Here is a 13,535-nt window from a genome sequence, read left to right as displayed (position 1 = left end):
AAGAATTCTTATCATTATGGTGATGCTCAGCCATGGGAACAAGGGGCGAGCCTGGGCAGCCGCTCACCTTGCATCGTTTAATTGCGAGTGATTATCATGTATGCCTTTCCAGCATGCAGACGCAGGCCACTCGCCAATGGGACCCCCAAGCTCCTTCGACCTGGATGTCGAACACCTCTACACGCAGCACCACAGCTGGTTGAAGCGCTGGCTGCTGAAGCGTCTGGGGGAGGCTGCGGATGCCGACGACCTGGCTCAGGACACCTTCGTGCGTATCATGCGCGCGCGGCGCCCGGTCAACGACCTGCAGCGCCCCTTGGCGTACCTGGCCACCATCGCCAACAGCCTGCTGATCAACCGCTGGCGGCGCCTGGCGGTGGAGCGCGCCTATGCCGAGGCCTTGGCGGCGCAACCGGAGCAATACGAGATATCCGCCGAAGAGCGCCACTTGCTGATTGAAACCCTCACACAGCTCGATGAGCTGCTGCACGGGCTGTCGCCACGGGTGCGCGAGATCTTCCTGCTGTCGCAGCTCGACGGTCTTACCTACAAGCAGATCGCCGCGCAGCTGGCGCTGAGTGTCGACCAGGTGCAGCGGGCCATGCTCAAGGCATTCGATCGCTGCTATGCAAGCCAGTTCGAGTGACGCCATGCCGCCTTCCGAGCCTGTTTCCCCCACTGTACGCCAGCAGGCCATTGCCTGGTTCTCGTTGACCCAGTCTGGCGATATGAGCGCCGAAGAAGTCCGTGAGCTTGAACGCTGGCGCCAGGCCGACAGCGAGCACGAACGCGCCTGGCAGCGCATGGCGGGTTTGCCGGCGCTGATCCGCAACAACGCAGGCGCACTGCGCGACCCGGTGGCCAGATCGGCGCTGCAACAGGCCCGCTACGTCAACGGCGACCGCCGCCAGCTCTTGAAAATGCTGATGGGCGCCAGCGTGTTGGGTGCCATCGGCTGGCAAGCCAGGGAAAGCCAATGGCTGCAGGGCAGCCTGGCAGACCTCAGCACCGCGACCGGTGAGCGCCGTCGCCAGGTGCTGGCCGACGGTACCGAGCTGTGGCTGAACACCGCCACGGCGGTGGACATCGACTTCAACGCCAGCACCCGGCGCATCCTGCTGCGCTACGGCGAAATCAACGTGCGCACCGGCCACGACCCGCTCGGCCGGCCGCTGCAGGTGCACACTCAGGATGCGCTGATGCAACCACTGGGTACCCGCTTCACCGTGCGCTGTGGTGAGGGCTGTATAGGCACGTTGCTATCGGTGAGCAGTGGGCGTGTGGCGGCCACGTTACGAGGTGGGCGGGGGCAGCAGGTTGTCGAAAGCGGGCAGCGTGCGCGGCTCGAGGATGCTGGCATTTTCATCACGCCGCAGGCCGTGCAGGACGATGCCTGGGTAGAGGGTTTCGTGATCGCGCAGGCTACACGGCTGGATGAACTGGTCGGCCAACTCGGCCGCTACCGCCCGGGCATTCTGCGTTGCGACCCGCGTGTGGGCGGGCTGCGGGTTACCGGGTCCTACCCGTTGGATGACAACGAGCGCATCCTCGCACTGTTGGAAAGCAGCCTGCCGGTGAGCATCCAGCGGCGCACGCGCTACTGGGTGACGCTGGTGCCCAAGGCCGAGGCCTGAAAAATACTTTGGCGATGTGCGCAGTTTTTTCGTTCTCGATTGGCTTCAGGGCATACCCCGCCAATAACGCGGCCCTTTTGACCCATTCGGACGCTCCACATGACCCCTCGCATTACCCCGCTGGCCCGTGCCATCCACCTGGCATTCGCCACCGGCCTGACCCTGGGCAGCCTGGCTGTTACCCATGCCGCGCTGGCGCAGCCTGCGGCCAGCAGCATCATCCGTTTCGATATCGAGGCAGCCCCGCTCGACCAGGCGCTCAGCCAGTTTGGCCGCCAGGCGGGTATCCCGCTGTCGATCGATGCCAGCCTCACGGCCGGCAAGGCCAGCCCGGGGGTGAAGGGCAGTTTCAGCGTGGAGCAAGGCTTTGCCCAATTGCTGGCCGGCACCGGGCTGAGCGTGTTCAGGACCGACAGCGGCAACTACTTGCTGACGCAAGCCGCCGAAGCAAGTGGGGCGCTGGAACTGGGGGCCACGTCGATCAACTCGCGGCTGCTGGGTGAGACCACCGAGGGCACCGGGTCGTACACCACGGGGGTGACCAGTACGGCGACCAAGATGAACCTGTCGATCCGTGAAACGCCACAGTCCATCAGTGTGATCACGCGCCAACGGATGGATGACCAGCAACTGAACAACATGACCAGCGTGCTGAACCAGACCCCGGGCGTGACCATGTCTCAGGATGGGGGGCAGCGATACAACATCTATTCCCGTGGTTCGGCGATTAACACCTACCAGATCGATGGTGTTACCACCACTCAGGAAAACCAGACACGCAACATGCCCAGCACGCTGCTGGATACCGCAGTGTATGACCACATCGAAGTCGTGCGTGGCGCCACAGGGTTGATGACAGGCGCAGGCGACCCAAGCGGCGTGGTCAACGTCATTCGCAAGCGACCGACACGCGAATTCCAGGCGCACGTCCAGCAGGGTTTCGGTTCCTGGGATTACTACCGCAGCGAGGCAGATGTCTCGGGGCCTTTGACCGAGGAAGGGGGGCTACGTGGCAGGTTCGTAGCCGCGAAGCAGAAAAACAACAGCTTCCGAGACTGGTACAGCGAAGACAAGGATATCTTGTATGGCGTACTGGAGGCCGACCTCGACGATGCAACGGTACTGCGTTTTGGTGTCGACTATCAAAAGTTCAAGACCCGGGGCTCGCCGGGTGTGCCGCTGCTGTATACCAACGGGCAGCAAACGCACTTTTCGCGTTCGACCTCCAGCGGTGCTCGCTGGATGTATGACCAATTCGAAACCACCAATTATTTCGTCAACCTTGAACATGTTTTCGCCAACGAATGGCAGCTCAAACTCGCTGCCAATTACATGGATTCTGAACGGGACAATTACAACGGCTCTGTACTGACATCATCGAACCGCGCCTATCTCAACCAGGCCACCGGCGCTGTCAATGTCACCCGTTACCGTGCCAACGCACCGCAAACCCAGAAAGGCCTGGACCTGACCTTGCAAGGCCCGTTCACGCTGCTGGGCAGAACCCACCAGTTGATCACTGGCTACAATTATCAGGACTACACCAACCACCACACCGGCTACGACATCACGCCAGCGACGGTCGACTTCAATAACTGGCAAAACTACGTGGATCGCCCGGTCGAGCGAGGTGTGCTCGGTGAAATCTTCGATGTCGAAAGCCATCAGCAGGGCAGCTACGCCGCGTTTCGCTTCAGTGTGGTCGATGACGTCCATCTGATCGTTGGCGCCCGCGTGTCGGACTACTACTACGACTATTACTACACCAGCCCTGGCAGTTGGGAGCAGGCGTATACCATGAAGAAACGTGGTGAAGTCACGCCGTACATGGGCGTGACGTACGACATCACCCCTGCGCAGACGCTTTACGCCAGCTACACCGATATCTTCAAACCCCAAACGGCGGTAGACCGCAGCGGCAAGGTGCTTGACCCGGTAATTGGCAGCAACTACGAAATGGGTTGGAAGGGGGAGTTCTTCAACGGCCGCCTGAACGCCAATGCTGCCGTGTATCTGGTGCAACGGCAAAACCTGGCAGTCGACGACGGCGTTGTGGTTGGGCGAGTTGAACAAGCTGCGTTCAAAGCGTCAAAGGGTGAGACCAAAGGGTTCGATCTGGAAGTGAGTGGCGAAATTCTGCCCGGTTGGAATGCTCAGGCCAGCTACAGCCATTCCCGCACTGAAGACCCCGCAGGCGAGCGGCTGCTGACGCAACTGCCGATGGACGCGTTCCGACTCTGGAACACGTATCGCTTCACCGGTGACTGGGACAGGCTGACCGTGGGGGGCGGTGTATCGTGGAACTCAGGCATTTCGCTCTCCTATTCATCATCCACACTCCAGGCAAAGGTCACCCAAAGTGACTACGCAGTGGCCAGCCTGATGGCACGTTATCAAGTCACCGATAACCTGGCGGCCACGCTGAACCTGAACAACCTGTTCGACGAGAAGTACTACTCGGGGATTGGCGGAAGTGTCGGGCACTATGGGGACCCACGTAATGCCAGCCTGAATCTGCGCTACGACTTCTGATGCAAGAGGGCGCAATGCGCCCCGACTGTCTTGCAGTTCACAACCCGTCAATGCCCCACAAGTTCCTCTAGCAAGCGCTGCTTGTACCCCTGCAGTACCTGGCTATCCCGCTGGCGTGGATGGGGCAGGTCTATACGCAGGTCCTCACGAATCCGTCCCGGGTGTGCGTCCATCACGATCACCCGGTCACCGAGGTACAGCGCTTCTTCGATATCGTGGGTCACCATGATTACCGTGCAACGTTCCTGCACCCAGATGCGCTGCAACTCCTGTTGCAGCCGCACCCGGGTCAGTGCATCCAGTGCGCCGAGTGGCTCGTCCAGCAACAGCACTTTGGGCTTGTTCACCAGCGCCCGGGCAATCGCCGCGCGCTGGGCCATGCCACCGGAAAGCTGGTGCGGATAGGCCTGCTCGTAACCACTCAGGCCCACCCGTTCGATGTGCTCGGCCACCAATCGATTCTTCTCGGTCGTCGGCAGAGCATGGTTTTTCAACGCCAGGGCGATGTTCTGCTGCAGGGTCATCCACGGGAACAGGCGGTGGTCCTGGAACACGATGCCGCGTTCCAGGCCTGGCCCGCGCACGGGTTGCCCATCCAGCAGGATCTGCCCTTGGTAAGCCTGGTCCAAGCCAACGATCAATCGTAGCAGGGTGGATTTGCCGCAGCCGCTGGCGCCGAGAATGCTGACAAACTCGCCGGGGCGGATGTCCAGGTCGATGCCTTGCAGCACCGGCACAGCCTTGCCCTTGAGCGGATACGCCTTGTTCAGGCCGCGAAGGGTCAGCGCGCCGGTGATGGCGCTGGTGGGTAAAGCATGGGCGATGGCGTTCATGGTCGGGCCTTTCAAGAGGTGGTACGCCAGCGCAGCAGGCGGCGGGTGAGGAGGGTGCTCAGCCAGGACATCAGGTAGCCACACAGGCCGATGCACAGCACGCAGACCACGATGATCTCCATGCGCGCCCCGGCTTCGGCGGTCATCATCAAGCTGCCAAGGCCGGCCCCGGCAGACAGGAACAGCTCGCTGCCCACCGAGGTTACCCAGGCGAACGCCAGGGCCTGCAACACCCCGGCGGCGATGCCTGGCAGGGCGGCGGGTAGCAGGATCAGCCGAAGTTGCTGCCAACGGCTGAGCATCAGCACCTGCGCCGCTTCGCGGTGTTGGCCGGCGACCTGGCGCAGGCTCTCGAACGTGTTCAGCACCATCGGGTACAACGCCGCCAGGCTGACAATCAGCAGCTTGGCGCCTTCGCCGTTCCCCAGCCATAAGGCAATCAACGGAATCCAGCCCAGCATCGGTACCTGGCGCAGGGCGTGGAACAGCGGGGCGATCAGGCGGTTGGCCGGTGCGGACAGGGCCATCAGCGCGCCCAGGCCAACACCGCCGACAATACCGATGGCCAGGCCGCTGCAGGTGCGCAGCAAGCTGGCCCACAGGTTGACCAGCAATTCACCGCTGCCCAGCAATTCGGCCAGGGCCGTGCCCACCTGCGCCAGCGGCACGAAGGCATAGGCGCCGGCGGCGCCCTGGCGCGAGGCGTACTCCCAGGCGCCGAGCAGCAACAGTGGCAACACCAGACCGCGCAATTTGTGCAGTTTCATCACAGCCTCCTCAGCGGCTTTGCCAGGCTGACAAGCGCCGCTCCACACGGCGCAGGGTGAAATCCAGGGTAAAACCGATCAGTCCGGTCAGCACCACGCCGACCATCACCACATCGATACGCAGCATCTGCCGGCCCATCTCGATCATCTGCCCCAGGCCGCTGTCCGCCGCCAGCAGCTCGCAGGCCACCAGCACCACCCAGGCGCGGGTCAGGGCCACGCGAATGCCGGTGACAATGGCCGGTACTGCTGCGGGCAGGGCAATTCGCCCCACCAGCGTCGGCCAGCGCAGGCGGTACACCGCCGCCACTTCGAAATGGCTGCGCGGGATGGCGCGGATGCCTTCACAGGTGGCCAGTGCCACCGGGAAGAAAGCGGTCTTGGCAACGATCACAACCTTGAAGGTTTCGTCGACACCAAACGTCAGCACGAACATCGGGATCAGGGCGATGCTCGGCACCTGACGCAGGGTGTGGAACAGCGGGGCGCAGTAGGCCTCCACCGTTTTCGACAGGGCCAGCGCCGCACCGAAGCCGAGGCCGGCCAGTGCGCCGCCGGTGAAGCCCAGGGCCAGGCGCGACAGGCTGCCGGCCAGGTGCGCCTGAAGTTCACCTGTGGCCAGCAGGTCGTTGAGGCTCAGCCAGACCTCTTGCGGCGGGACCAGCAGGTTGGCCGGAAACAGTCCGGCATTGGCCACCACGGCCCAGAGCGTGAGCAGGGCCAGGGGGGAGATGAACCAGAAAAGGGGTGAGAGCACGCGCATGGCTGGCCTTGGGGAAACAGAAGGTGTTGGGGGTATCGCAAGAGCTGTGCCAGGCGGCGCAGGCCCCGGAATGCGGGGCTGAGGGGAGAGGGTGGTGCTGGAGACGCAGCAGGGTGCTGCTGTAGCAGCAGTCCGTCAGCAGCATCGATGTTGGCTTCTTCGCGGGCTTGCCCGCTCCCACAGGTGCGGCGCAGGTTTGAAGGCCGGCACAATCCTGTGGGAGCGGGCAAGCCCGCGAAGAAGCCAACGCGGTTTCAGCCTAGAAGTCGTAACTCACGCTGGTGTAGTAGAACGCTCCCTGCGCCCCCTCCGGGCTGGTGATGGAGTATTTGGGCACGCCATACAACTGCGCGCCCTTGAGCTTGTCCGGGTGGCTGTCGAACAGGTTGATCGCGCCCGCCGACAAGGTCAGGCCCAGGTCGAACCGATACGACACATCCAGGTCGGTTACCCACTGCGGGCTGAAGGTCTGGTCCAGCGTGGGGTTTGCGGCGTTGCGGTTTTTCCACTCGCCATAACGGCGCTGAGCCACGGTGACGCTCCAGTTGTCATACAGCCAGTTGGCGCTGAGCGTGAGCTTGTCCTTGGGCGTGCCATCCTCGATCAGCCCTTGGGTATTGCGGCCGATGATCTGGTTGCCGGGGATGTTGCCCACATCATCCAGCCCGGTGATGCGGGTGTTGTTGCGCGCATAGCCGCCGTTGAAGTCCACCCGCCCCCAGCGGCCCACGTCCAACTGATAATGGCCCGCCAACTCGAAACCGTCGGTGCGGGTGTCGGCGATGTTGGTATAGAACGCCGCACTCTGGATGTTGGCGTAGGGGGTGCCGGCGAAGATCGGGCCCACCACCGAGGCCGGCAACTGATCGGACAGGGTGATGCGGTTGTCGATGTCGATGCGGTAAGCGTCGAGGGTGACCGAGGCATTGGGCAACGGCCGCCAGACCAGGCCCACGGAGAAGTTGGTCGACTCCTCCGGCTTCAGCGCCTTGCCGCCCAGCAAGGCGGCTTCCGGGCTGTCGGCGCGCAGGGTGCGCTGCTGCACCTCGACCCAGTTGCCACTGCCTGGCGGCTGCTCTACCACTTGCACACTGAACGACGACAGCCCGCTCTGCACCAGCGAAGGCGCGCGGTAGCCGGTGCTGGCGCTGGCGCGCGCGGCAATCTGCGGGGTGAAGTCGTAGCGCAGCGACAGCTTGCCGTTGGTGGTGTCACCAAAGTCCGAATAATGCTCGCTGCGCACCGCCACACCGGCCTGGAATTTTTCTGTCAGTTGGGCTTCGACATCGACATAGGCGCCGATCACGCGACGGTCCAGCGACACGGCATCGACCTGGGTGATGCCCGAGTAATAGCCGGGGATGCGTCGGCCAGAGGCCGGGTCAACGGTGTTGAACAGCGGGCCGTTGGACCAGCCGGCAGCGTCGCCCTCGGTCAGGTCGTAGTTTTCCTGGCGCCAGGCCAGCCCGGCAGACACTGTAAGTGGCTTGAACAGCCAGTCGTTGGCAAAGTCGCGGGTCCAGTCCAGGGTCAGGTTGGTCTGGTCGGCTTCGCGGCGGCCGGTGTAGATCGTCGAGGGGCTCGCCGTACCCCAGCTGGGGTTGATGGCGTTACGGTCGGTGGAGTCGACCCGGTTGTCGCCGTAGTTCAAGGCCAGGTCGAAGTTGCCCAAGGTTTCGTCTTCAAGGCGCAGGCCGCCGGTGACCGCAAAGTCTTCCAGGCCATAGCGGGTGACCGGCAGGCGGCCGTCGGGGTAGCGCGCCAGGGCCACGCTGCCGTAGTTGCTGCGCAGGGTGGTGGGCGGGTCGAAGAAGTTCTCGGCGTCGGTGTTCTTGTGCGCGTAGGTGGCAAAACCGTAGGCGCTAAGGCCGTCGCTCAAGCCCATTTCGGCGTTGGCGGTGAAGTTGTACTGGTCCGAGACATTGCCCGAGCCCCAGCGCCAGTTGCGGTAGCGGTTGTTTTGCTCGCGCGCGGTGTCGATGCTGGTAGAGCCGGGGTAGAAGAGGCGGTTGTCGTCGCGGGTGTCGCTGGCCGGGTCCTGGCTGCCGGCGTCGAAGGCCAGGGTCAGGAAGCCGTCGTTGGGCAGGGCGAAACCCTTCCAGCCACTGAGTTTGCGTTGCAGGCCGTCGCCTTTCTTGTAACCGCCGAAGCGGTAGCCGGCGTTGCCACCTTCGTCGCGCTCCTTGAGCACGATGTTGATCACCCCGGCAATGGCATCCGAGCCGTATTGGGCGGCGGCGCCGTCACGCAGGATTTCCACGCGCTCGATGGCCGACAGCGGGATCAGGCTGAGGTCCACCGCTGCCGCGCCACGGGCGTTGACCAAGCCCTGGCGGGTAACGTTTGCGCTGGTGTGGCGGCGTTTGCCGTTGACCAGCACCAACACCTGGTCCGAAGCAAGGCCGCGCAGCGAGGCACCTTGGGCGATGGAACCCGCGAAAGCACCTTGTGGTGATTGCGGGAAGCTGAACGAGGGCGACAGCGCGGTGAGGGCGGCGGACAGGTCGCTGGCGCCGGTTTCCTGGAGTTTTTCGCCGCTCAGTACATCGACCGGGGCGGCGCTTTGCAGGGCGGTCACGTCGCTGCGGTGGGTGCCGACCACGACCACGGTGTCGAGGCGGTCGTTGGGTTCGGCGGCGAAGGCGGGCACGGCGAGGCCGGCGATGGCCAAGGCGATGGCGCTGGCCAAGGGGGTGTGGTGGGGCATGGGTAATCCTTCTAGACGGCGTGATGCCTTGGGGCTGCTGCGCAGCCCATCGCGACGCAAGGCCGCTCCCACAGGGAACGCGGTCTCCTTGTGGGAGCGGCCTTGCGTCGCGATGGGCCGCGCAGCGGCCCCAGTGGTTGTCAATCAGAATCGGCTGGTAACGCTGAGCCCGACGGTGCGCGGGTCGCCGTAGGTGATCACGTACTGCCCGGCAGTGCCGTTGGGCCGGCCATGCACCTGGTAGCGGCGGTCGGTGAGGTTGTTGACGAAGCCGGTCACGCTCAGCTTGTCGTCGTGGCTGAACCAGCTCAGGCGGGCGTTGGCCAGGGTGTAATGGGGCTGGCTCAGGGTGGCGTCGGCACTGCTCTGGCGGTCGGCCAGGAAGTACTCCTTGTCCCGGAAGCTCACGTCGCCACCGGCCACCAGCTTGCCGCCCACTTCCAGCGGGATGGTGTAGTCGGCGCCCAGCGACACCACGTTGCGCGGGGAGCGCACGAAGCTGTTGCCGCTGTAGTCGCCGGTCACCGCGCCGGTGGTAGGGTTGGTGTTCTTGAAGTCCGTGTATTCGGTGTCGAGGAACGACACCGCCGCGCGCAGGTGCAGGCGCTCGGTCGGCTGGCCTTCGATTTCCAGTTCAGCGCCTTTGACCTTGCCCTTGGCGCCGTTGGTCAGTGCGGTGGTGAGCACGCCGTTGTTCACCGTCAGCAGGTTCACCTGGATGTCGGAGTAGTCGTAGTAGAAGAGGTTGGCGTTGACGGTCAGGCGGCGATCGAACCACTCCGACTTCAGCCCCAGCTCGTAGGCGTCCAGCTCTTCCGGGTCGACCGTGGTCAGCTGTGCCAGGCTGGTCGAAAGCCCGGTGTTGAAACCACCTGAGCGGAAGCCGTGGGCGTAGCGGAAGAACACCCGCAGATTGTCATTGATGCGGTACTCGGGGGTCAGGTCGTAGGTCCAGGCTTCCCAGGTCTTGTCTTCCTGGCGGTTACCGTTGGTGCCCACACCGCCCAGCGGGATCAGCGGGCCGTTGGCGGTGGCGCGGGTCAGTTGCACCAGGTCCAGGTCGATGTCCTTTTTCTCCTGGGTCCAGCGCAGGCCACCGGTGACGCTGAAGTCATCGGTAAAGTCGTAGGTCAGTTTGCCAAACAGCGCGTAGCTGTCGGTGCGGTGGTCGTAACCCAAATCGCGGAACGCGGTGGTGCCCACCTGGTTCGAGCCGGTGCCGTTGGGCGTCGGCCCGGGGGTGACGATGCGTTGCGCCGAGCTGTCCAGGTCTTCATGGAAGTAGTGCGCACCCACCAGCCAGTGTAGCGGGCGGTCTTCCGGCGAGGCCAGGCGCAGCTCCTGCGACCACTGGCGGTAGCTGTTGTCGGTGATGGCCGCGCCGTTGACCTCGTAGGGGGTGTAGTCGGCATCGCTGGTGGAGCGGTTGCGGATGTAGTCGTAGGCGCTGATCGAGGTCAGGGTGTAATCGCCGAGGTACCAGTTGAAGGTCAGCGAGGCGCCATCGTGGTCCAGGCGATAGTCTTCGTTGACGTTCAGCGAGATATCGCGGCCGTGCGGGCGTTCGTAGCCGACGTTGTAGTAGCGGCCAACCGGCAGCGAGCCGTTGCTGCCATCGCCTTTGAACTGGCGGCTGTGCAGTTTGAGCAGGGCGTCCAGGTCGGGGTTGAGCTGGGCCAGGAACTGCAGACGGATGGCTTTCTTGTTCACATCACCGTAGGTGTTGCCGTCGAAGTCGTTGTTTTGGAAACCGTCACGCTCTTCGGAATACAGCGCTACTCGCCCTGCCAGTTTTTCATCGACCAGCGCACCGCCGATGGCACCGGTGACAATACGCTCGTTCTTGCTGCCGAAGCCGACAGTGCCATAGCCGTCGGTGTCGAAGGTGGGCTTCTTCGAGATCACGTTCACTGCGCCGGCCGTGGTGTTCTTGCCATACAGGGTGCCTTGCGGCCCGCGCAGGATTTCGATGCGTTCCAGGTCGAACAGCGGCCCGCCACCGGCGATGGGCGCGTTGAGGTAGACATCGTCCGCGTAGATGCCCACCGGGAATACGGTTGCCGCGCCGGTATCGCCGGTGCCCAGGCCGCGGATATACCAACGAGGGCGGCCGTCGCCGTCGGGGTTCTTGGCCGAGGCGTTGGGCACGAAGGTGGTGATGTCGCCCATCGAGCGCACGCCATCAGCAGTGATGCTGGTGCCCTTGATGGCCGACACGGCAACCGGTACTTCCTGCAAGGTCTGCTCTCGGTGCTGGGCGGTGACCGTTACGGTTTCAAGGGCGGGTTCGTTCTTGTTGTCTTCGTTGGCAGCGATGGCCTGGCTGCCGGTGCCGGCCAGCAGCAGCGCAAGGCTGATCTGGCGGGCCAGTGGGTTGAGCTGATGCATGGTGAATCTCCCCGTATGTAAAGCGTTGTTGGGGAGGGCTAGAGCAGGGACTGTGCCATTTTGTTAAGTTGTTGATATATATGGTTTTTTATGGGTTTCTTCGGCGGTGTTGCAGGTTGGGCAGCAGTCGGGTGCTGGGCGGGTGCTGCTGGGGCAGCAGTGGTGGCGTGCAACCTGTTGCAAGCGTTTTTGCGCCCCGCTCGCTGCCTGCTGGCACTCAGTCCGGGACGATAGTGCAACCGTTGTTCAGTGCGCGAGCGCGCAGGGCCTCGAAGTGGTCGCGCAGGCACAGGTGCAGTTGCGACACCGCAGGCGTGAGTTGTTTGCGGTGTGGGCAAACCAGGGTTACAGGCACGCATTCACCCAGGTATTCGGGCAGGATGATCTGCAGTTCGCCGGCTGCAATATTGGCGCTTACGTCCAGCCATGATTTGTAGACGATGCCTTCACCTTGCAGGGCCAGACGGCGGATGACGTCGGCATCGTCGCTGACCAGCGGCCCGCTGACCTGCACGATGCGGTTGCCCACCCGCCACTTGTCGTAGACCCGGTTGTGCTGCATGTACAGCAGGCAGGCATGCTCTTGCAGGGCTTCGGGCGTGACCGGGTGGCCGTGGCGGGCCAGGTAATCGGGCGATGCCACCAGCACCCGGCGGTTCCAGCTGGCCAAGGGCAGGGCGATGTAGTTGGCGTCCTGGTTGAGGCCATAGCGGATGGCCACATCCACCGGGTCACGGTTCAGGTCGGCAATCTGGTCGGACAGAAAGAAGCGCAGGTGCAGGGCCGGGTGCTCCCGGCGAAAGGCGCTCAGCCAGGGCAACAGCATGTTGCGGCCCAGGTCGGAAGGCGCCGACACCTGCAGGGTGCCACGCAGGGTGCCAGGGTTGCCATGCAGGTCTTCGCGCCCTTGGCGAAGGCTATCCAGCACATTCAGGGCGGTCGGCAGGTAGCGCTCGCCTTCGGCGGTAAGGCGCAGGCTACGGGTGGTACGGGCAAACAGGCGCACATCGAGGTCGCGTTCGAGGCGTTTGATCGCAGCAGCCACTTGCCCCGGCAGCAGACCGGCTTCATGGGCGGCGGCCGTGAAGCTGCCCAGTACGCTGCTGCGCACGAACAGTTCGAGGTCAGTGATGCGCAGCATCTTCACTCCAGGTGTGAAAGTGTTGCTGCATTGTGCCGGTTTTTCTTTGCGGCAGGAAAGATAAGATGCCCGGCAAATCCCCAGTACATTCCGGAGTTGTTGCATGGATACCGTCTCGCTGGCCAAGCGCCGCTACACCACCAAAGCCTACGATGCCTCGCGCCGCATTCCCCAGGCCACTGTCGACGCCCTGCTCGAGCAACTGCGCCACAGCCCGTCCTCGGTCAACTCCCAACCCTGGCACTTCATCGTCGCCGACACGGCCGAAGGCAAGGCCCGCCTGGCCAAGAGCACCACGGAGCGCTTTGCTTACAACACGCCGAAACTGCTCGATGCGTCGCACGTGATTGTGTTCTGCACCCGTACCGAAATGCCCGAGGCGCACCTCAATGCCGTGCTCGAGCAGGAAGCTGCGGATGGCCGTTTCCGCGATGAGCAGGCGCGAGCCGCGCAGAACCAGAGCCGCCGTCACTACGTCGACCTGCACCGTCATGACCAGAAGGATGTTCAGCACTGGATGGAGAAACAGACCTATCTGGCATTGGGTACTGCATTGCTGGGGGCTGCGGCACATGGCCTGGACGCCACGCCCATCGAGGGCTTCGACAGCAAGGTCCTGGATGCCGAGCTGGGGCTGCGTGAGCGTGGCTTCACCAGCGTTGTGATCCTCAGCCTGGGCTATCGTGCTGAAACGGACTTTAACGCCGGGCTGAACAAGTCGCGCTTGCCAGCGTCGCAGGTGTTCACTTTCCTGTGAGGTTACCGGGGCG

General features: G+C 63.5%; 10 protein-coding genes. 4 read left to right on the top strand and 6 right to left on the bottom strand.

What is annotated here, in order from left to right; all coding sequences use genetic code 11:
- The first annotated feature begins 136 nt into the window (after positions 1-136).
- The 3 genes from N436_RS20930 (at position 137) to N436_RS20920 (ending at position 4,166) form a co-directional block, all read left to right on the top strand.
- On the top strand, positions 137-646 hold the full coding sequence (locus tag N436_RS20930; protein WP_110741860.1) for a sigma-70 family RNA polymerase sigma factor: 510 nt from the start codon (positions 137-139) through the stop codon (positions 644-646).
- Positions 627-1,634, top strand: coding sequence for a FecR domain-containing protein (locus N436_RS20925; protein ID WP_256590003.1), 1,008 nt, complete (start codon positions 627-629; stop codon positions 1,632-1,634). The genes N436_RS20930 and N436_RS20925 overlap by 20 nt, the downstream gene beginning before the upstream one ends.
- A gap of 99 nt (positions 1,635-1,733) precedes the next feature.
- The gene (locus N436_RS20920) at positions 1,734-4,166 is read left to right on the top strand and encodes a TonB-dependent receptor (protein WP_110741859.1); all 2,433 of its coding nucleotides are present in this window, start codon (positions 1,734-1,736) and stop codon (positions 4,164-4,166) included.
- Positions 4,167-4,213: 47 nt separating this feature from the next.
- Here the strand turns inward: N436_RS20920 and N436_RS20915 are convergent, their stop codons facing one another.
- From N436_RS20915 to N436_RS20890, 6 genes are all read right to left on the bottom strand, one after another.
- Positions 4,214-4,999: an ABC transporter ATP-binding protein gene (locus tag N436_RS20915; protein ID WP_110741858.1), complete on the bottom strand. Its 786-nt coding sequence runs from the start codon at positions 4,997-4,999 to the stop codon at positions 4,214-4,216.
- A gap of 11 nt (positions 5,000-5,010) precedes the next feature.
- The gene (locus N436_RS20910; RefSeq protein WP_105948740.1) at positions 5,011-5,766 is read right to left on the bottom strand and encodes an ABC transporter permease; all 756 of its coding nucleotides are present in this window, start codon (positions 5,764-5,766) and stop codon (positions 5,011-5,013) included.
- A gap of 10 nt (positions 5,767-5,776) precedes the next feature.
- Positions 5,777-6,529, bottom strand: a complete 753-nt coding sequence (locus tag N436_RS20905) for an ABC transporter permease (protein ID WP_110741857.1) — start codon at positions 6,527-6,529, stop codon at positions 5,777-5,779.
- A gap of 259 nt (positions 6,530-6,788) precedes the next feature.
- Positions 6,789-9,236, bottom strand: a complete 2,448-nt coding sequence (locus tag N436_RS20900; RefSeq protein WP_105948738.1) for a TonB-dependent siderophore receptor — start codon at positions 9,234-9,236, stop codon at positions 6,789-6,791.
- Between the two features lie 144 nt (positions 9,237-9,380).
- Positions 9,381-11,624 (bottom strand): TonB-dependent receptor, encoded by a 2,244-nt coding sequence (locus tag N436_RS20895; protein ID WP_110741856.1) that lies wholly within the window; start codon positions 11,622-11,624, stop codon positions 9,381-9,383.
- Positions 11,625-11,841: 217 nt separating this feature from the next.
- Positions 11,842-12,765 (bottom strand): LysR family transcriptional regulator, encoded by a 924-nt coding sequence (locus N436_RS20890; RefSeq protein ID WP_110741855.1) that lies wholly within the window; start codon positions 12,763-12,765, stop codon positions 11,842-11,844.
- Positions 12,766-12,868: 103 nt separating this feature from the next.
- Here N436_RS20890 and nfsB point away from each other — a divergent pair, with 103 nt between their 5' ends.
- Positions 12,869-13,522, top strand: coding sequence for an oxygen-insensitive NAD(P)H nitroreductase (nfsB, locus tag N436_RS20885; RefSeq protein WP_060497226.1), 654 nt, complete (start codon positions 12,869-12,871; stop codon positions 13,520-13,522).
- Positions 13,523-13,535 lie beyond the last annotated feature (13 nt).

Origin of the sequence: Pseudomonas sp. RV120224-01b (genome assembly GCF_003208145.1) — a bacterium.
GTDB lineage: Bacteria > Pseudomonadota > Gammaproteobacteria > Pseudomonadales > Pseudomonadaceae > Aquipseudomonas > Aquipseudomonas monteilii.
Note: the sequence above shows the minus strand (reverse complement) of the source record. Positions and strands in the feature narration are given on the sequence as shown.

What these genes read in the sequence shown, in the direction of transcription:
- N436_RS20930 (WP_110741860.1), top strand. Translation starts at nt 137, where the DNA reads ATGGGACCCCCAAGCTCCTTCGACCTGGATGTCGAACACCTCTACACG.
- N436_RS20925 (WP_256590003.1), top strand. Translation starts at nt 627, where the DNA reads ATGCAAGCCAGTTCGAGTGACGCCATGCCGCCTTCCGAGCCTGTTTCC.
- N436_RS20920 (WP_110741859.1), top strand. Translation starts at nt 1,734, where the DNA reads ATGACCCCTCGCATTACCCCGCTGGCCCGTGCCATCCACCTGGCATTC.
- N436_RS20915 (WP_110741858.1), bottom strand. Translation starts at nt 4,999, where the DNA reads ATGAACGCCATCGCCCATGCTTTACCCACCAGCGCCATCACCGGCGCG.
- N436_RS20910 (WP_105948740.1), bottom strand. Translation starts at nt 5,766, where the DNA reads ATGAAACTGCACAAATTGCGCGGTCTGGTGTTGCCACTGTTGCTGCTC.
- N436_RS20905 (WP_110741857.1), bottom strand. Translation starts at nt 6,529, where the DNA reads ATGCGCGTGCTCTCACCCCTTTTCTGGTTCATCTCCCCCCTGGCCCTG.
- N436_RS20900 (WP_105948738.1), bottom strand. Translation starts at nt 9,236, where the DNA reads ATGCCCCACCACACCCCCTTGGCCAGCGCCATCGCCTTGGCCATCGCC.
- N436_RS20895 (WP_110741856.1), bottom strand. Translation starts at nt 11,624, where the DNA reads ATGCATCAGCTCAACCCACTGGCCCGCCAGATCAGCCTTGCGCTGCTG.
- N436_RS20890 (WP_110741855.1), bottom strand. Translation starts at nt 12,765, where the DNA reads ATGCTGCGCATCACTGACCTCGAACTGTTCGTGCGCAGCAGCGTACTG.
- nfsB (WP_060497226.1), top strand. Translation starts at nt 12,869, where the DNA reads ATGGATACCGTCTCGCTGGCCAAGCGCCGCTACACCACCAAAGCCTAC.